The sequence below is a fragment of the Roseibium sp. ROS1 genome, from assembly GCF_054658215.1.
Window position 1 is genome coordinate 1,349,641 of record NZ_BAAGIG010000003.1, and the last position, 17,905, is coordinate 1,367,545.

At 60.2% G+C, this 17,905-nt stretch carries 16 protein-coding genes; 8 read left to right on the forward strand and 8 right to left on the reverse strand.

Features of this window, described 5'->3' with window-relative positions; translation table 11 throughout:
• Positions 1-80: 80 nt before the first annotated feature.
• The 3 genes from ACYQ6M_RS22385 to ACYQ6M_RS22395 are packed head-to-tail and all read left to right on the forward strand — an operon-like array spanning position 81 to position 1,955.
• The gene (locus ACYQ6M_RS22385) at positions 81-842 is read left to right on the forward strand and encodes a carboxymuconolactone decarboxylase family protein (protein ID WP_022999073.1); all 762 of its coding nucleotides are present in this window, start codon (positions 81-83) and stop codon (positions 840-842) included.
• Positions 843-892: 50 nt separating this feature from the next.
• A complete protein-coding gene (locus tag ACYQ6M_RS22390) occupies positions 893-1,531 on the forward strand; it encodes an NADPH-dependent F420 reductase (protein ID WP_460075636.1) in 639 nt (212 codons plus the stop codon).
• A 28-nt stretch (positions 1,532-1,559) separates the two neighbouring features.
• Positions 1,560-1,955: a (R)-mandelonitrile lyase gene (locus ACYQ6M_RS22395; protein ID WP_022999075.1), complete on the forward strand. Its 396-nt coding sequence runs from the start codon at positions 1,560-1,562 to the stop codon at positions 1,953-1,955.
• A 118-nt stretch (positions 1,956-2,073) separates the two neighbouring features.
• Here ACYQ6M_RS22395 and ACYQ6M_RS22400 read toward each other — a convergent pair whose 3' ends face one another.
• From ACYQ6M_RS22400 to ACYQ6M_RS22425, 6 genes are all read right to left on the reverse strand, one after another.
• Positions 2,074-5,241, reverse strand: a complete 3,168-nt coding sequence (locus ACYQ6M_RS22400; protein WP_460075638.1) for a multidrug efflux RND transporter permease subunit — start codon at positions 5,239-5,241, stop codon at positions 2,074-2,076.
• Positions 5,242-5,256: 15 nt separating this feature from the next.
• Positions 5,257-6,342: an efflux RND transporter periplasmic adaptor subunit gene (locus ACYQ6M_RS22405; RefSeq protein WP_460075640.1), complete on the reverse strand. Its 1,086-nt coding sequence runs from the start codon at positions 6,340-6,342 to the stop codon at positions 5,257-5,259.
• A gap of 308 nt (positions 6,343-6,650) precedes the next feature.
• Entirely contained in the window at positions 6,651-7,538 is an 888-nt protein-coding gene (locus ACYQ6M_RS22410) for a DMT family transporter (RefSeq protein ID WP_460075642.1), read from the reverse strand.
• Positions 7,539-7,640: 102 nt separating this feature from the next.
• Positions 7,641-8,750, reverse strand: a complete 1,110-nt coding sequence (locus ACYQ6M_RS22415) for an alpha/beta fold hydrolase (RefSeq protein WP_230057640.1) — start codon at positions 8,748-8,750, stop codon at positions 7,641-7,643.
• 127 nt (positions 8,751-8,877) lie between these two features.
• On the reverse strand, positions 8,878-9,327 hold the full coding sequence (locus ACYQ6M_RS22420; RefSeq protein WP_075281712.1) for a DoxX family protein: 450 nt from the start codon (positions 9,325-9,327) through the stop codon (positions 8,878-8,880).
• A gap of 228 nt (positions 9,328-9,555) precedes the next feature.
• On the reverse strand, positions 9,556-10,197 hold the full coding sequence (locus ACYQ6M_RS22425) for an alpha/beta fold hydrolase (protein WP_460075741.1): 642 nt from the start codon (positions 10,195-10,197) through the stop codon (positions 9,556-9,558).
• Positions 10,198-10,651: 454 nt separating this feature from the next.
• Between ACYQ6M_RS22425 and ACYQ6M_RS22430 the strand changes: the two genes are divergently transcribed.
• From ACYQ6M_RS22430 to ACYQ6M_RS22450, 5 genes are all read left to right on the forward strand, one after another.
• The gene (locus ACYQ6M_RS22430; RefSeq protein ID WP_168686528.1) at positions 10,652-11,365 is read left to right on the forward strand and encodes a RibD family protein; all 714 of its coding nucleotides are present in this window, start codon (positions 10,652-10,654) and stop codon (positions 11,363-11,365) included.
• Positions 11,349-12,716, forward strand: coding sequence for an MFS transporter (locus ACYQ6M_RS22435; RefSeq protein WP_460075645.1), 1,368 nt, complete (start codon positions 11,349-11,351; stop codon positions 12,714-12,716). The genes ACYQ6M_RS22430 and ACYQ6M_RS22435 overlap by 17 nt, the downstream gene beginning before the upstream one ends.
• 294 nt (positions 12,717-13,010) lie before the next feature.
• Positions 13,011-13,457 carry a (2Fe-2S)-binding protein gene (locus ACYQ6M_RS22440; protein ID WP_152504859.1) on the forward strand — a complete coding sequence of 149 codons (447 nt, stop codon included), beginning with the start codon at positions 13,011-13,013 and terminating at the stop codon, positions 13,455-13,457.
• Between the two features lie 12 nt (positions 13,458-13,469).
• Positions 13,470-15,716, forward strand: a complete 2,247-nt coding sequence (locus ACYQ6M_RS22445; RefSeq protein WP_460075647.1) for a xanthine dehydrogenase family protein molybdopterin-binding subunit — start codon at positions 13,470-13,472, stop codon at positions 15,714-15,716.
• Positions 15,713-15,856 (forward strand): hypothetical protein, encoded by a 144-nt coding sequence (locus ACYQ6M_RS22450; protein WP_228870222.1) that lies wholly within the window; start codon positions 15,713-15,715, stop codon positions 15,854-15,856. The genes ACYQ6M_RS22445 and ACYQ6M_RS22450 overlap by 4 nt, the downstream gene beginning before the upstream one ends.
• Before the next feature lie 23 nt (positions 15,857-15,879).
• Here ACYQ6M_RS22450 and ACYQ6M_RS22455 read toward each other — a convergent pair whose 3' ends face one another.
• Positions 15,880-16,347: a hypothetical protein gene (locus tag ACYQ6M_RS22455; RefSeq protein ID WP_460075649.1), complete on the reverse strand. Its 468-nt coding sequence runs from the start codon at positions 16,345-16,347 to the stop codon at positions 15,880-15,882.
• Between the two features lie 114 nt (positions 16,348-16,461).
• On the reverse strand, positions 16,462-17,787 hold the full coding sequence (locus tag ACYQ6M_RS22460; protein WP_460075651.1) for a sodium:solute symporter family transporter: 1,326 nt from the start codon (positions 17,785-17,787) through the stop codon (positions 16,462-16,464).
• Positions 17,788-17,905 lie beyond the last annotated feature (118 nt).

Consider the following 17,905-nt stretch of genomic DNA (forward strand, 5'->3'; position numbering starts at 1 on the left):
GAAAGACCCGGTTATTAAGATACGTTTTTTGCGCTCCAGATTAGCAGGGTAATTGCCCACTTGCCGAAAGGGAGCTCCCGATGAAATCCATTCTCACCGCAGCCGGTCTGGCGTTGATGGCCACGACAGCAGCCGCTCAGGACGCGGCAGGAACCTTGCCTGCAGCCGTTGGCCGCGTTGCCCCGGCACTTGAAGCCTATGCGAAGGACGATCTATTCGGTGCGGAATGGAACGGGGCAGGCCTTTCCAAGAGAGACCGGGCACTGGTCACCTTTGCCGCCCTCATGACGCGGCACGAGACCGGAAATCTTGCAAGCCATGTGTCGTTGGCTCTCGATTCAGGCGTTACACCGGCAGAGATCTCCGAAACCATCACCCACCTCGCCTTCTATACAGGCTGGGGCAATGCCACTGCGGCCGCCGAAGCAGCCGCACCAGTGTTTGAGGAAAGGGAGATCACCATTGAAGACCTGCCGGCCTCCGACCCGGACCTGCTGCCGCTCAACGAAGAGGCCGAAGCTGCCCGTGAAAACCTCGTACGCGGCAACTATGCGGATGTGAGCATGGGTGTCGTGGACAACACGCGTGAGTTGCTGTTCCGCGATCTCTGGCTGCGTCCCGATCTCGCACCCCGCGACCGGAGCCTCGTGACGGTGGCCGCCTTGATTGCAGCCGGTCAGCCCGAACAGATGACATTTCACCTCAACCGCGCCATGGACAATGGCCTGACACAGGAAGAAGCCGGTGCCATGCTTTCTCACCTGGCATTCTATGCCGGTTGGCCGAAGGTGTTTTCGGCATTGCCGGTTGCCAAGGCCGTGTTCGAAAAACGCGCACAGTAACAGGTTCCCGCCGGAGCCGGCCTTGCTGCACGAAAGATCGGAACTGAGACATGAAGATAGGCATTCTGGGGTCGGGTCTGATGGGCGCCAAGCTCGGACAGCTCTGGGCGCGTTGCGGCCATGATGTGACCTTCGCCTATTCCCGCAGCCACTCGAAGCTCGAGCGTCTCGCCCAGGCGGCAGGCGCTTCGCACGGGTCGGTGGCGGATGCGGTCGAGAATGCGGACGCGCTGCTGCTGGCCGTTCACTGGTCGCGGGTGAACGACGTCCTCGCGCAAGCCGGCGATCTTGCAGGAGCCGTGGTGCTGAACTGCTGCGTGCCCCTTGACCCGACGAACACGGATCTGGTGGTCGGTATCCAGTCGTCCGGAGCCGAAGAGTTGGCCGCCATGCGGCCGCAGGCCCGCTGGGTTTCCTGTTTCAACACGGTTCCCTCCGAGGCATTCATGCCGGTTTTTTCGCAAAAGGAACGGACACCAAGGCCGCAAGTCCTGGTTTATGGGGACGATGCCGGTGCGAAGGAAGTCGCCGGTCTCCTGATCCGGGATATCGGTTTCGATCCTCTTGAAGCCGGCCCACTTCGCACGGCCCGCTTCGCGGAGCCCTTTGCCATGGTCACCGCCGAGTTGGCTTACAGCCAACCCGGTGGGCCTGCCTTAACCTACCGTTTTGAAAAGCTGCGCGGCTGACCGCGCAACAAGCAACAGGGAGTTGAAAATGAAAATCATCCGTTCCGGGACTGCTTCGTCCGTCAAGGGGCCCGACGACTGGTTCACTGGCACTGTGCGCATCGACCCGCTTTTCCAGGCCGAAGAACCCGGCCGGACCGGCGGTGCCCATGTCACCTTCGAGCCCGGCGCACGCACGGCCTGGCACACCCATCCGGCCGGACAGACGTTGATCGTGACCTTCGGCCGTGGCCGGGTTCAGCGCGAAGGCGGCCCCGTGGAAGAGATTTCCCAGGGTGACGTCGTCTGGTTTCCGGCCGGAGAAAAGCATTGGCACGGTGCCGCACCCGACACAGCCATGAGCCACATCGCCATTCAGGAAAGCATCGACGGCTCCCCCGTCACCTGGATGGAGAAGGTCTCGGACGAAGACTACACCGGCTGACCAACCGCCGGCCGGGCCGAAAGGCCCGGCTGCCATGCCTCGGAGAATGTCCGTTTTCCGACACCTGCGACTGACGTCCCCCGTGCTGTTCACCAACGGCTGGAGGACGTTCACGTATTCACGCCGATTGCCGGCTGTTCCCGTCAGGCAATTCCTCGTCGTCGGCACTCCGGGGGGTGGAATCGGCGACCTTGGACCTGCGGCCGAAGAGCTTCGAAACGACGACGTAGAATGTCGGCACCAGAAGCACTGCAAGCACCGTTGCCGATATCATTCCTCCAAGAACACCCGTACCGATTGCTCGCTGGCTGGCCGAACTGGCGCCCGTCGCAAAAGCAAGCGGAACCACGCCGAGAATGAAGGCGAATGACGTCATCAGGATCGGCCGGAAACGCAGTTTCGACGCTTCGACCGTTGCTTCCAGCAGGGAACGTCCCTCGTTCCTGAGATCCCGGGCGAACTCGATGATCAGGATGGCGTTCTTGGCAGACAGTCCGATGATCGTGATCAGCCCCACCGTGAAATAGATGTCGTTGGGCAGGTTTCGCATGGTTACCGCAACGATGGCCCCGACTGCGCCAAGAGGGACGACAAGCATGACGGCGATTGGAACCGACCAGCTTTCATAGAGCGCGGCAAGGCACAGGAACACGAAGACGAGCGACAGACCGAGCAGGAAGGGAGCTGCGTTGCCTGAAGCCTTTTCCTGGTACGACAAGCCCGTCCATTCGTAGCCGAAACCATGTGGCAAAGACTGGAAAAGCCGTTCCATTTCTGCCATCGCCTCGCCACTGGTGTGGCCGGGCGCAGGGCTGCCGCTGATCTTGATCGCCTGGAGACCGTTGTACCCGACCACTTGCGTCGGCCCCAGTTCCCAGCGCGCACTCGCGAAGGCGGAGAGCGGCACCATCTCGCCGCGGCTGTTGCGGGCGTTCAGGTCAAGCAGGCTCGCTACGTCCATCCGCTCGGCCGCTTCGGCCTGAACGATGACACGCTGCATCCGGCCAGCGTTCGGAAAGTCCGCGACATAGCTCGATCCGATCGACGTGGACAATACCGCATTGATTTCATCGAAGGCGACCCCGTAGGCGTTCGCCTGCCGGCGATCGATATCGAGCATGATCTGCGGAGCAGGCGGCAGACCTTCGATGTAAGGGTATTGCAGGATCGGGCTTTGCCAGGCCATACCCAACAGGGCGTTGGCAGCCTGCACAAGCGCGTCATTTCCGTGATTGGCACGGTCCTGCAAACGGAAACTGAACCCGCTGGCATTGCCGAGCGCTGCAATGGGCGGCGGCGTCAGGGTGAACACGGAGCCTTCCGGAATGCCGGCAAGTGCTCCCAGGGCCGAACCGACGATGGCTTCGGAAGAATCGCCCGGTCCTCTTTCCGACCAGTCCTCGTAGGTTGCGAAGGAGATCCCCGCGTTCTGGCCGTTGCCGTTGAACCCGAAGCCAAGGATCGAGACGATTTTCCTGACGCCTGACCTGTTCATGAAGAAGTCATCGACCTGATCGAGAACACCGGCGGTCCGCTGCGCGGTAGACCCGGCCGGCAATTGCGTCGCGGCGATAGCATATCCCTGATCTTCCACCGGCAGAAAGCCGGAAGGCAGGCGAACATAGGTGTAACCCAGGCCCGCCAGGATCGCCATGTAGATCACCATCATGCGGTAGTTGCGTTTCACCGCCCCGCCGACGACGCGGCCGTAGCCATTCGTCGTCTTGCCGATCAACCAGTCGAACCCGCGGAAGAACCAGTTCTTGTGATGGGCATGGCCTTCGGGGATTGGTTTCAGGATCGTCGCGCACAGCGCCGGCGTAAGGGTCAGAGCCATGAAAGCCGAAAACACCATCGACATGACGATCGTCACGGAGAACTGCTTGTAGATGATCCCGATGGCCCCGGGAAAGAATGCCATCGGCACAAACACCGCAATCAGGACGACCGTGATGCCGATGACGGCACCCGTGATTTGCTTCATAGCCTTGACGGTGGCCTCTTTCGGCGGAAGACCTTCCTCGGCCATGATGCGCTCGACGTTTTCGACAACCACGATCGCATCATCGACCAGGATACCGATCGCAAGCACCATCGCGAACATGGTCAGCACGTTGATCGAGAACCCGAATAGCTGCAGCGCGGCACATGTTCCCAGCAAGGCGATCGGCACGACAAGCGACGGGATCAGCGTGTAGCGGAGGTTCTGCAGGAACAGGAACATGATGACGAAGACCAGCACCACCGCCTCGATCAGCGTGTGAATGACCTTCTCGATGGAAATCGAAACAAAGGGCGTGGTGTCATAAGGGATCTCGAAACTGACACCCTGGGGAAAGTTTGCCGCCAGTTCCGCCATCCTCGACTTGACAGCGTCGGCGGTCACCAGCGCGTTTCCACTCGCATTCAGCTGGATGCCGATCATCGCGGCTTCCTGACCATTGATACTCGAGGAGATCGCATAACTTTGCGCGCCGAATTCCACGCGCGCCACGTCTCCGAGGCGCACCACGGATCCGTCGGGGTTGGCCCGCAGTACGATTTCCGCAAATTCCTCGGTGGTCGACAACTGACCCGTGGTCGAGACGGTGGCCGTAATTTCCTGGCCAGCCGCACTCGGCTGGGCTCCAATGCTGCCGGACGACACCTGGGCGTTCTGTCCAGCAATCGCGCCAGTCACGTCCCTGGCTGTCAGGTTGAGGCCGACGAGCTTTTTCGTGTCGATCCAGACGCGCATCGCCCGTTCTGTTGCGAACAGTTGCGCCTTGCCGACACCAGGCAAACGCCGCAATTCATCAATGACATTCCTGGCTGCGAACTCGCCCAGGTCGACAGCGTTCAACCGGCCATCCGTCGAGACAAGGCCGACAAAGAGAAGAAAGGAGCTGCTCGTTTCCTCGACCCGCACCCCTTGCTGGCGAACCGAAGGCGGCAGGCGCGCCTCCACACGGCTGATCCGGTTCTGCACATCCACGGTCGCGACCTGCGGATCGGTGCCCGCTTCGAACGTGATGTTGATGGTCACGCTGCCTTGCGCATCGCTGACGGAATCGAAATAGAGCATCCCCGTCGCGCCGTTCATCTCCTGTTCGATGAGCTTGGTGACACTGTCATAGAGATTTTCCGGTGTGGCGCCGGGATAGCTGGTTGTCACCGCAATCGTGGTTGGTGCCACGTTCGGATATTGGGAGATGGGCAGGAACGGAATTGCGATCGCACCTGCCAGGGCAATGGCAAGTGCGATGACCCAGGCAAAAACGGGCCGTTCGATGAAATACTGCGGCATTTGGAAGGACCTGTTCTAGCTCGGGATATCGCACGGTTCTGCGGCACTGCAGTCTGATGCCGTGCCGCGTTCGGCGGCCTTTTCTGCAGCCGGTGCGGCCGAGACGGGCTGACCGGGCATCGCACGATCGAGGCCGTCGACGATCACCTGATCGCCTGACTTCAGTCCCTGGGTGACAAGCCAACGGTTGCCGACGGAACGACTTGTCAGGATAGGCTGTGCGGCCGCCTTGCCGTCCCTGACCGTCATCACGCTCGCCTGGCCCAGCGTGTCCCACTGAACGGCCCTTTGCGGAACGAGCACCGCCTGGTGAGCAACGCCTTCCGTCACACGGACGCGGACATAGGTGCCGGGCAACAGTTTGCCCTGCGGATTTTCGAACTCGGCGCGGAGCAGTACCTGACCCGTGGTTTCATCGACCACGGCGGATGAAAACAGCAGTCGGCCCGGATGTTCATAGGTGCTGCCGTCGTCAAGGATCAGCTCGATGGCATTGCTGCTTTCGACCGGCTGCATGTCGCCTGCATCGATTTCGCGGCGGACCCTGGACAATTCCGCGAGCGGCGCGATGAAGTCCACATAGAGTGAACTGATATCCCGCACGATCGCCATTTGCGTTCCGTCCTCCTGGCGAACCAGAGCGCCTTCGGACACCAGCGCAGCGCCAATATGACCGTCAATTGGTGAGCGGACCGAGGCATAGCTGAGTTCAAGTTCCGCGGTCTGGAGAATGGCCTTGGCAACGGCAACTTCCGCCTGGGCCTGCTTGCGGTCCGCCAGGGCAACATCGTGCTGTTCCGTGCTGGCGACATTTCGCGCGAGCAGACGCTTCACCCGGTCTGCCCGCTGGTTCGCCAGGCTGAGCGCTGCTTCTGCCCGCGAAAGCTGCGCCTTTGCGGAAGCGACGGCGGCCGCGAATTTGGCCGGGTCGATTTCGAACAGCACGTCGCCCTTGTGGACGTCGCTACCTTGTTCGAATTGCCGTTCCAGTACGATGCCGGAAACCCGCGCCCTGACTTCGGCCAGACGAATGGGCACCAGTCGACCCGGATAATCTTTCTTGAGCGGCATGTCCTCGCCGGCCACCGTGATCGTCTTCACGGCCGGCGGCGGGAAACTGGCATGCGAAGTTTCTTCGGAAGGGCTGCAGCCACTGAGTATTATCAGAACCGCAAGGAGCGGGAGTAAGTCGGGAAAGAGCCTGACGTGCATTGGTTATCCGGTAATGAGTACGAGGTACCGGCGGCAGGTTTTGGCACGCCGATGAGCCTGTAGACGCAGACCCGGACGCCTTCTTAAGACCTCAACCTAAGTTGAGGTCAAGGACAAATTTCGGCTTCTTCAAATCGGTCACTTTCCGCGTGCCACATCACCGTGCAAAGGCTGGACTTCGCCAAGTTCCGGGTCACTCATCGATTGACAAGTACGATCCCGGCGACGACGAATGCCGCTCCTGCAAGAAGTGAAAAAGTCAGCTGCTCCCCTAGCAGGAGCACAGCCAGGATGCTGCCGAAGATCGGCATCAGGTGGACAAATTGCCCGCCGCGTTCCGGGCCGATGATGCCAATGCCGTAGGACCAGAGCAGAAACCCGATCGCCGACGCAAAAACCGCAATATAGGCGACAGCCAGCAGCGACTCTTCGGTGAACTCAGGCCGTTCCACCCCGCGTACGAGGAGGAAAGCCGCCATCACGCAAAGCGCCACCAGAATGCTTGCCACCAGCGTCACGCTCTGCGGCACGGCGGACGGCTTGTGGCGCAGCAACAGCGTATACCAGGCCCAGATCAAAATCGCGCCGAACATCCAGATCTTGCCGGTATCAACCTGAAGAACGGAGACGCCGACGTTCCCGCCAGCCAGGACCAGAACCGAGGCACCCAGCAGCGACACAAGCAGCCCGGCGATCTGGAACAAGGTCGGCCGGAACCCGCTCCAGATCATTCCACCGGCAACAGTCGCGACCGGAGCCAGCGCCAGGATCAGGAGACAGTTCACCGCCGCTGTCTGCGAGAGCGCCTGATAGACCATCGTGTGAAACGCGGCGATGCCGGTGATCCCAAGCAATGCGACCACGCGCCATGAGGCAACAAGCTCCTGGCGATAGGAGACCAGGCCTCGCAACGTGAAAGGCAGCATCATCGCCAGGCAAAGACCCCATCGGATCGTGTTGAGTTCCAGCGGCGTGATCTCACCTCGGATCGCACGCCCGGCGATAAAGTTTCCTGACCAGAACAGGGTCGCAAAAACGAGCGCGGCAATTGCCGCCGTGGTGTCTTTTTGGATTGCTTGTCTCATCTTCCGGTCATCCTTCGGCTTGATCTGTGGAGATCAGACGCCAAAACCGACCGGCGCACATGAGATCGATGTCCCGCTGCGCTTGATAAAGTGACGTATTGCCTAGGGTGTTTGTCCCGTCTGTGCCGACAGAACGCGCACGATCAACTCGGAACGGGTGTGCACCCCGACCTTGTCGAAGAGCGAAGAGACCTGATTTCTCACGGTCTTTTCGCTCTTGTCCAGAAGCTCCGCAATTTCCGAATTGCTCAGCCCCTTCGCCACCAAAGTCAGCACCTGTTCCTCCGCGGTGGTGAGACCGAAGTCCGTGTCGGATACCGCGAGGTCGGCGCTGGTTCCGAGGAAGTCCTGCAAGGAAGAAAGAAGAACGTTCCACGCAGGTTCCGTGTCCAGCAATACGTGATTGTTGCTGTCCAGGGGCACGAATTTGGCATCGGGGATGGTCATGGCAAGCTCGCGTCCCTGAGCGAAGGGAACGCGTGCGTCGCCATTTGCGTGCAGCACCAGCGTCGGCACTTTCAATTGCGCAGCCAGATTCAGGACGTCGATACGATGCAGCGTTTCCATGGTGCGGGCTGCAATGTCTGCCGACGCGGTGTCTTGCTCAAGAGACCGCCACCATTTGTGCTGCGCAAGCGTTCCGTCCGGAATGAAGAGATGCGTAAAAACCTGATTGAAAGCAGTATCGTCCCTGCCCCACCCCAGCCGCATCAGGTTGGTCAGCGTGGCTGCTTCCAGTCTTGCCCTGTCGCTGGTGTCGCGAGCCAACAGTCCGCGCGCGTAACCGCCGATCAAGACCAGTCGTTCCACCTTGTCCGGATGGCGAAGCGCGTAAGCGATGGAAAGCGCGGCACCCTGAGACATGCCGAGCAGGGTAAAGGGTTCGTCGATTGCTTCGGTCACGGCTTCCAGGTCCGACAGCCAGGCCTCGAAGCTGATCTCGGAGATGTTTCGCGAAGAAAGACCACAGCCGCGAAGGTCGTATCGCACGAGACGTCCGAAGCCAGTCAACTCGGCAAGCCAGTGTTGCCAGACGGGACTGTCAAGATCGCGGGAGATATGGGTCAGCCAGTGCGCGGCTCGAACGATGGTCGGCCCACGCCCTGACGAGGCGCAGGCAATGCGCGCACCATCTTTGGCGGTGACAAAGAAGATGTCTTGTTTTGGAACTCCACGCCGCATCATGGGCAGGAGTATGACATCTCTTCGCATGGGGGCACAGTATTGCCTTGGCGCGATTGCTGTTCATTTCACACCCCATTGCACCCGGCACAAACGCGCACGGCCTCCGGGATGGGCGGAGGCCGTGAAGCGTTTTTCAGTTTTTACAGGGACGCGATTACTGCAGTCGAGTGCCGATCCGGGCATCGACGCTAAAGCGGCCGGCGCCATAGGCTACGATCTGCAACAGTCCACCGGCGATCGATATGTTCTTGAAGAAGTGGATGAACTGGTTCTGATCACCGAGCTGATTGTGGAAGGCCAGAGCTGCTGCCACAGTAAAGAGTGCCATGACTGCGGCAACGAGACGGGTCTGATAACCCGCGATCAGCGCCAGACTGCCGATGATTTCAACTGCAACTGCGCCGATATAGGCGAGCGTTGCGAAGGGCAGGCCTGCCGCATCGATCCAGGCGATGGTAGCTTCTGCAGACCCAAGTTTGGAAATGCCGGAAAGCAGAAACAAAGGGGCGATCAGCAGGCGTGCGGCCAGCGGCACGGCGCTGTCCAGACTGCGGGTGAGTGCGGAGCCGCCTTCAGGTGCAGCCGATACATCGAGATTTGCCATTTTCAGTTCTCCTGTTTTGCCGGACCTTTCCTTATTCGTCCGGGCCTGGTTAAAAGATATCGTCTACTTATCTGATTATAAGCCATCAAAATCAGATCACATTGTAATCGAATATTGAACAATCCAATCCGACCTGCCGTAAGCGGCGGAATGAGATCTGTGCGCCCGGGAGATCCAGCGACGGCGATTTCGAGCCGAAATCTGCCGGCGCCGAAGTTTCAACCTGCATCAGGCATTGCGGACAAAACTGGCGATGATGTCCGCCGTCAGTTCAGGATGCTGATGCTGGGGCCCATGGCCTGCGCTGGGGTAAGTCACCAGTGTGACTGTCGGCAGGACCCCGTTCAGCGCGTACCAGTTCTCGACCGGGAAGATGATGTCGTGATCTCCGCCAATATGCAGGATCGGCACGCTGGTCGTCTTCAGCATCTCCATCACCGGCGGAGCCGGGAAAGCCGGATTGGCCGGACCACCGGCAATGCGAGCCCGCGCAAAATCTATCGGAACTGCCGGGCTGGTATCGCCCTCACGCGCTTCGATGCGTGCCTGGGACCGGCTTGCGGCCGCACGGCTTGAAGCCGATTTCGGTTCGAAGAAAAGGGCAACCACGTCTTCGAAGTCGTTCACGTCCTTGCCGGCAAGGTCGTAAAAAAGCTGCTCTGCCGGTTTCACCAGATCGCCGGGAGGTGTGGAGCCCAAGAGCACAAGGTGGCTGATCTCCTGCGGATAAAGCGTCAGCGCCACCTGGGCCGCCATGCCGCCGATCGACCAACCGAGCAGGATCACGTCCTTCAGGCCCAGCGCCTGGATAAGATCACGCGGATCTGCGGCCATCTCCAGGGGATTGTAACTGGGTGTGCCGGTGGACAGACCAAGGCGCGGTCATCTGGCTTGTTCTCCTGATTTCTTCCGCCGTGGCGGGGGTCGGTTGCATAACGATGGATACGGCTCCGCCGATCGCGGGGGCCGATGCCAGTCCTTCAAGAACGAAGCGTCGCGTGACAGATTTCATGGACATGTTGTTCCCCGTAGCTGATGCAGGCGGTGCCTGCGGTGACGTCATCAGCCTGCGGGAAAGGGCACCGTGGAACCATTGTACGGCAGGTCTTACCGCTCATACATCGGTATGGTTGCGTTAAGCCCCGTGTTTGATTGAAGCTGGTGTTGAGCCAATTTCGTCAACGAAAGCCGGCTTGTTTCATGAGTCCTTCTCATCAGTGCAAGCTGGACTCAGGCATATTTTCCATCCGGTCAGCGGGATAATGTGTCAGCTCCAAATTCGACTTGCCTCCCAAGCGCCTTGAAACCGGACGCAACGCATCAAATGCAACGCCCCTTCATCATCTGCCACATGATCACCTCTCTCGACGGCCGCCTCCTTCCCGGTCGCTGGCCGGCCAGCGAGGAAGAAGTCATGACAGCCTATGAAAGCGCTGCCGAACGTCTGGACAATGACGGCTGGATTGTCGGTCGGCGCACAATGGAAGATTTCATTGCCTCAGCTGAACCCTGCATCTCCGCAGGTCCGGTTCCGCGTCCGGATCTCATAGCCAGCTCTTCTGGAAACAAGGTCGCAATCTGCTTTGACCGCTCCGGACGTCTACGCCCCGAAACCGGAGACCTCGAAGGCGAACATCTCGTGATCGTGCTCTCGGAAAGAGTTGCGGACGACCATGTCCAGGACCTGTACGCCCGCGGTATTTCCGTTTTCTTTGCCGGTGCGGAGGGAACCGACCTGTCCGGTGCGCTGACAAGGATTTCGGAAGCCTTCGATTGCCGGCGTCTGTTGCTGGAAGGCGGCGGTACTCTCAACGGCGCGTTTCTGGCAGCCGACATGATCGATGAAACCAGCACACTCGTCTTCCCGGTTATTGATGGACAGAGCGGCATTCCAGCCATTTACGAGCATACGCAACCGTGTGATGCCCGCAGGCTCGAACTCATCTCCTCCAGCACATTCGACGACGGAACCATCTGGATCCGCCACAAGGTGATCCGGGACACGTCCCATCGAGACCGGAATGACAGTGACATCTGAATCTCATCCCCCTGCCGCGGCCCTGATCATCATAGCCTTCGCGACGTTCCTTGCACTCGTCGTCTTCACCGCGCCGCTGACGACGCTGGAAGCGATGACACGTGAACTGAACCTGTCGTCGGCCGGTCAGGCGTGGGTCATGGGCGGCATGCCACTTGGGGCGGCCTGCGGCCTGCTGACCGCAGGCGCCCTCGGCGATACACTCGGCCGGCGAATGACGTTCACCGGCGGATTGTGGCTCACGGTTCTGTCGTCGGTTGCCGCAGCGCTTGCCACCAGCGGCCTGTTTTTGATCCTCATGCGCATCGTACAGGGCCTTGGAAGTGCCGGCATCATGGCCTGTGGCCTCGGGTTGCTCGGACAGATCTACCAGGGCGAAGCTCGCCGGCACGCAGCGGCGATCTGGGCGGCGGCACTTGGCGGCGGTGTGGCCGCAGGTCCGATCATCGCATCACTCCTGCTCGGGGTTTCGGGCTGGGCCGCGATACACTGGCTGATAGCGGTGACCTCGGCCCTGCTCGCCCTCGCGGCCCGGGCACGCCTTCCGGAAAGCCAACCCAGCGGTCAGAAGGTCGACCTGGCGGGAAGCGTCGTCCTGATGGCCGGGCTCGGGTGCCTTCTTTCGGCATTGACCGAGGCGCGGGTCGGGTCCGCTATGACGGTTGTAACCCTTTCGGCTTCCGGTCTTCTGCTGGTCACGATTTTCGTGGCGATCGAAAAACGGGTCAGAAATCCAATCCTGACACTGGATCTTTTCGGTGATGCCAATTTCGCGGGAGCCACAATTGCGGCCTTCGCCTCGGGCGCAGGTGTGCTTGCCCTTATGTCCATGGTTCCGACCGTTCTGGTCCGCGGCCTTGGAATGGAACCGCTGTTTGCTGCCGTTGTTCTTGTCGCCTGGTCCGGGGTCACCGTTATCGCCGCTCTTGCGGCACGCCTGCTGCCGGATCGGTTCACTTCTAGACAAAGGGTTATCTGGGCCATTCTCGGTTGTGCACTTGCCCAGTTCCTGCTGATTGCCGCTGATGCCGATAAGACCTGGGCAGCCGTTCTTCCCGGTCTGTTCGTCGCCGGGCTGGCCAATGGCGTCCTGAACGCTTCCCTGGGCCACGAAGCTGTGCAGACGGTCCCCCCAGAACGCAGTGCCATGGGGTCCGCCGCCAACAACACGGCCCGCTACCTCGGTTCGGCCATCGGCATTGCACTTGTCTCCCTTCTGATTGCAGAACCGACGGACGAGGGCTTTTTTGCCGGCTGGCATGGGGCGGTCATTGTCAGCACCGTCAGCAGCCTGATCGGCGTTGCAGCCATGCTGTTTGTCAGTCGTCGTGGTACCCGACCGACAGTGTGACACCGGCGGCAGAAGCGCCCTCGACATCGCTCAATGACCAGACCTTGTCTGCTTTGTCAGTGGGCTGTCGCCGTGTGCAGGCCAGGGACATCCACTTGGTTCGCCCGGTTCGTTTCATGAGGTCAGATCATAACTCGTTTCAAGAGACGCGCCTTAATCCCCCGGCCTGATGACTTCATATTACCCGTGACGCGCCGGGCATGACGCTGCCTGAAGCGAAACGGACGCAAGCATGTTGCCGCGTTGCGCAATCAGCCGTCGGCACGCCTTCATGAAAGCTCGAGGAGAGGCACCATGGAACTGAACATCAATGGATCCCGGCACGAGGTTGACGTTGAACCCGACACCCCATTGCTGTGGGTATTGCGGGACACGCTCGGAATGACCGGTACCAAATACGGATGTGGCCTTGCTCAATGCGGAGCCTGCACGGTGCTTGTCGACGGTTACGCGACCCGTACCTGTGTCACCCCGGTCGAAAGTGTCGCCGGTTCCGAGATCACGACAATCGAAGCAATTGAACAAGATCCGATCGGCAGGAAAGTGGTCGACGCCTGGGTGGAAAACCAGGTGCCGCAATGCGGCTATTGCCAGTCTGGCCAGGTCATGGCTGCCACGTCCCTTCTCAAGGAAAACGCCAGCCCATCGGAAGACGACATTGCCGCAGCAATGACCAATCTGTGCCGATGCGGCACTTACAATGCGATTTCGAAAGCCGTGCGTCAGGCTGCTGAAGCTTAAGGAGGCGCTCCCATGAAAATTGATGAAAATTCCGGTTTCACGCGCGCCGATATAAACACAGCGCGCCCGCTGAACGTCTCACGCCGTGGCTTTCTCGCCGGTTCTATCAGCGCGCTGGTTCTGACCGTATCTCTTCCTGCTGGAACCGGGCGGGCGATTGCGCAGGCCGGCCAGACCACGCCGGGTACCCGGATCGATGCCTACCTGGAAATTCTGGCCGACAGTACGGTGAAATTCCGCAGCGCTTTTGTGGAAGGTGGGCAGGGTATCTACACTGCCATGGCCCAGATTGTCGGTGAGGAACTGGATGTCGAGCCGGGCAACTTTCAAGTTGAAACGGCGCCCCCGGGACCCGACTACCTGCTGATCGGCGGGCAAATTCGCTTTACCGGCGGCAGCATGTCCGTGCGCATGAGCTATGACGCCATGCGCAAGCTTGGTGCGACTGCCCGTCAGATGCTGCTGCAAGCCGCTTCTGGGCGCCTTGGCGTGCCGATTGAAACCCTCACGACCGAACCCGGGAAAGTGGTTCATCCGGCCTCCGGGCAATCGATCCCCTACGGAGACCTTGCGACAGCTGCGGCGGACCTTCCGGTGCCGGAAACTGTCGAATTGCGGTCGAAGGATGAATTCCGCTGGATCGGAAAGCCGCACGACAGGCTGGACGTTCTCGACAAGTCCACGGGACGGGCGCAATACGCGATCGATCTTTCGGTCGATGGTATGCTCTACGGTGCGGTACAACATGCGCCGCGTCTTGGCCAGCAACCTGGCGCATTCGCCAATGAGGCAGACGTCGCGGCGATGCCCGGTGTGCATTCCCTTCACAAATTGCCCGGTGCCGTCGCGGTTCTGGCCGACAGCTGGTGGCGCGCCCGGATGGCCGTTGAGAAGCTGGAAGTCGAGTGGACAGAAGCTCCCGCAGGTACCGCTCGCGCCATGCCGGACACCTTCTCCTCCGAAGCGCACAAGGAAATGCTCAAGGCGACGGCTGGTCAAGGGATCGCGTTTGAAGCCGAAGGCGATGCCGATGCCGCGCTATCATCATCCGCCAAGGTGATCGAAGCCGCCTATGACGCCCCCTATCTGGCACACGGTCAGCTTGAGCCGCCCTCTGCACTTGTGCGCTGGAACGATGACGGCACGCTGGAAATGTGGGTCCCGAACCAGGCTCCCGAGATGTTCCAGGCCGATGCCGCGAAGGTGGCCGGGATATCTGCGGACAAGGTCATTGTTCATTCCCCGATGCTCGGGGGCTTCTTCGGCCGTCATTTCCTCTATCAGACGGCAAATCCCTATCCGCAGGCGATCCTGCTGTCCAAGGCGGCTGGCCGCCCGGTAAAACTCCTTTGGAGCCGCGAGGAAGAATTCCTGCGCGACGCTCTTCGGCCAATTGGCACGGTGCGGTTCAGGGCTGCGATCGGCCCGGATGGCCATCCCCTGGCTTTCGATGCGGTTGCCGTCGGCGAAGGCCCCACCGGACGCTGGTACGGTCGTCAGCCGGACAAGGTCGACAGCTCATCGGTCGAGGGAATTGCCGGCAAGCCCTACGCGATCGCAAACAAGCGTGTGGGCCAGATCCATGTCGACGATCTGGCCATCATAGGTTTCTGGCGTTCCGTCGGTCATTCGATGAATGATTTCTTCTATGAGTCCTTTTTCGACGAAATGGCTGATGCCGGCGAGCAGGATCCCTTTGAACTGCGTCTCAAGTTGCTGGACCACAGCCCACGCCACAAGACACTCCTGCAGACGGTTGGTGACTTGTCCGGCGGTTGGAAAAGAGGGCCCTTTGAGGCGGAAGACGGAACGCGGCGCGGCCGCGGTGTTGCCATGGCCTCTCCTTTCGGCAGCGAGGTGGCAACGATTGCAGAAGTCTCCCTGGATGGCGGCGAAGTGGTCGTTCACGATGTCTGGGTCGCTATCGATCCGGGCAGCATCGTCAATCCAGCGATTATCGAAGCCCAGGTAAACTCCGCCGTGGCACTCGGTCTCTCTTCCGCATTGCTGGAAGAGGTCGTCTACACCGATGGTATGCCCGAAGCCCGCAATTACGACATGTATCCGATCCTGCCTCCTGAGCGCATGCCGCGCGTTCATGTCCGTATCGTGGAGAGCGGTGCGCCGATGGGAGGTGTCGGTGAACCCGGGCTTCCTGGCGTGCCGCCGGCAGTCGCAAATGCCGTAGCTGTTCTTACCGGCGAACGGATCCGGAGCCTGCCGCTTTCCAGGTTTGATTTTTCGGGAGCAAACGGATGATCAGCAAGATTATTGCAGCCATCGGCATCTCGCTGATGATTTATGGTGCTCCCTGCGCTTTTGCGCAGGGAGGTGACCTTTCGGGACAACAAGCGCTCCTTGAAAAACAGGACCTTGGCCTTCAAGCTGGCAGGAGCTGATTGCTGCGAACCATGAACGCTCGTCAGCACCCTTCAGACGACGCCTTGAAGGACAATGTGCTGGTTCTCGCCTTGCCGCTTTTCCCGACATATTTGACCTTCGCCCGCATGAAGGCGGGATAACCGGCGCCAATCGTCTTGGTCGAGAACCCGTAACTGTTCGTCACGGTGACCGCTCCATTGATCCGGCTTGAATAGAATTCTCCCGTCGCTGTATTCAGGCTCAGTTTCTCCGTGCGCGTGAAGCACTTGCGCCCCTCCGGGCAAACCTGCGTATGAACCCCGCACCGGTTTTGCTTGTAGTCGTTGAAGAAGTAGACGGACTTCACCGGCCCCTTGGAACCGGTCTTGATGAAGCAACCAACAGGATGGTTGAACGGACAGGCCTGTGGTTGACCTGTCACTCCCTCATTGGAGCGCGACTGTGCTGTCGCAATTTCTGCCGGCAGACCCAGCAGAAGGCCAGCTGCAAGAGCGTAGGCGTATTTCATCAGATTGTCTCCTTTGAGCCGAAACTCGGCAAGGAGTAGGCGATCCTTGCAGACCGCAAATGTCCCATATGGGAGAGCTTGAGCGGAAATCGCAGTTACTTAGGCAGCGAAGCATCAAGCTCTCGCGTCTCTTCCAGCAACCTTTCGAGGCGCCAGGGACTGGCCCGGGGCAAAGCGTGACACTGTCTCATACAGCAACCAGGACAGAAGACAGCCGACCAACGCCGCGGAATTCAGGTCCACCGTTGTCAGCAGCACGGTGACCGCGATCCCGACGTTCAGGGACACGATTGCCGCCGGCGCGCTCACACGCCGGCCGCGAACCGACGCCCAGACAACCGGCAAGAACACCGCCAGCGAACTGAAGGCGGAAATGATCGAATTCAGGACATCCGCGAACAAGGCCGCTGAAAGACCGAGCAACGTGAACAGCGCGGCAACGATCAACTGCAATCTCCCCAGCGACAGCTCTGTCCGTTCCAGACCGGCCATCAGCGGCATCACGAACGTGTCCATCGTCGACATCACCACGGCGATGAGCATCAGGTCGACAAGCCATATCCAGGTCTGCGGCACCGACGTGTGCAGGATCTGCATCACGTCCCCGCCAGGCATGCTGTGCAGCCCGAGCCAGACGATAATGAGGTATCCCGCAAGGCATATCGGGGCTCCGAGCAGGAATGCGCGCCGGGCAACCGACGGCTCCCGTGCGGTCGCCATCCGCTGCCAGTTGTCGACGGCCAGAACCGCACTTGCCGGTATGAACAGCCAGATGCCGATCAGGATCGGAAAGCGGTAGGGACCAAGGTCGAAAAACACGAGCTCCCGCGTAGGCGCTTCCATGTTCCACATCCCGAGGATCGCAATGCCGACGAGAATGACCACAGCCTGCGGAATGTCGGTTTCCGTTGCCACCCTGTAGCCGCCAATCGCCGTGTAGGCCCCTGCAACGAATGTTGCGAGCACGACTGCCGCAAGCGGCGGAATTGGAAAGACGGCCGTCAGGACAACGGCCAGGGCAATCAATTGTACCGAGGCCCGCAGAAGGAAGACAAAGGCAACCGGCACCCATATCAGGATCGGGTGCCGCACCTTGTGGGTGACCACGATGAGGTCGATCAGTCCCCTAACCCCGTATTTCTGTGACAGTCTGTGCACACCCGGAGCGACAAGGGCACACATCAGCAACCCGGTGCCATAGGCCAGCGCGAGCGACAGGCCGATGACCGGGCTTGCCGCGGAAAACAGCACCAGGGCAACGAATGTACCGATGCCGATATTGCCGCAGATGATACCGGCAACGGTAGCCAGCAAACCCGTGCGACCCGAGTTGAAAATGTAGTCGGCTCGCGTCCCCTTGCGGCTGCGCCAGAAGGCGTAAACCAGCGGTCCCAACAGAAGCGTTCCAAGGACGATTGTCTGTGATCCCGTGCCTGTCACGCCAGAAGCGGCCTCTCGAAAACGTGTTCCGTCCGACGGGCCCTGGTCAGGTAAAAATCCCCGTGAACTCTAACCGTTGTCCGATGTAACCCGGCACCCTATGATCTCCAATATATGG

What these genes read in the sequence shown, in the direction of transcription:
- ACYQ6M_RS22385 (WP_022999073.1), top strand. Translation starts at nt 81, where the DNA reads ATGAAATCCATTCTCACCGCAGCCGGTCTGGCGTTGATGGCCACGACA.
- ACYQ6M_RS22390 (WP_460075636.1), top strand. Translation starts at nt 893, where the DNA reads ATGAAGATAGGCATTCTGGGGTCGGGTCTGATGGGCGCCAAGCTCGGA.
- ACYQ6M_RS22395 (WP_022999075.1), top strand. Translation starts at nt 1,560, where the DNA reads ATGAAAATCATCCGTTCCGGGACTGCTTCGTCCGTCAAGGGGCCCGAC.
- ACYQ6M_RS22400 (WP_460075638.1), bottom strand. Translation starts at nt 5,241, where the DNA reads ATGCCGCAGTATTTCATCGAACGGCCCGTTTTTGCCTGGGTCATCGCA.
- ACYQ6M_RS22410 (WP_460075642.1), bottom strand. Translation starts at nt 7,538, where the DNA reads ATGAGACAAGCAATCCAAAAAGACACCACGGCGGCAATTGCCGCGCTC.
- ACYQ6M_RS22415 (WP_230057640.1), bottom strand. Translation starts at nt 8,750, where the DNA reads ATGCGAAGAGATGTCATACTCCTGCCCATGATGCGGCGTGGAGTTCCA.
- ACYQ6M_RS22420 (WP_075281712.1), bottom strand. Translation starts at nt 9,327, where the DNA reads ATGGCAAATCTCGATGTATCGGCTGCACCTGAAGGCGGCTCCGCACTC.
- ACYQ6M_RS22430 (WP_168686528.1), top strand. Translation starts at nt 10,652, where the DNA reads ATGCAACGCCCCTTCATCATCTGCCACATGATCACCTCTCTCGACGGC.
- ACYQ6M_RS22435 (WP_460075645.1), top strand. Translation starts at nt 11,349, where the DNA reads ATGACAGTGACATCTGAATCTCATCCCCCTGCCGCGGCCCTGATCATC.
- ACYQ6M_RS22440 (WP_152504859.1), top strand. Translation starts at nt 13,011, where the DNA reads ATGGAACTGAACATCAATGGATCCCGGCACGAGGTTGACGTTGAACCC.
- ACYQ6M_RS22445 (WP_460075647.1), top strand. Translation starts at nt 13,470, where the DNA reads ATGAAAATTGATGAAAATTCCGGTTTCACGCGCGCCGATATAAACACA.
- ACYQ6M_RS22450 (WP_228870222.1), top strand. Translation starts at nt 15,713, where the DNA reads ATGATCAGCAAGATTATTGCAGCCATCGGCATCTCGCTGATGATTTAT.
- ACYQ6M_RS22455 (WP_460075649.1), bottom strand. Translation starts at nt 16,347, where the DNA reads ATGAAATACGCCTACGCTCTTGCAGCTGGCCTTCTGCTGGGTCTGCCG.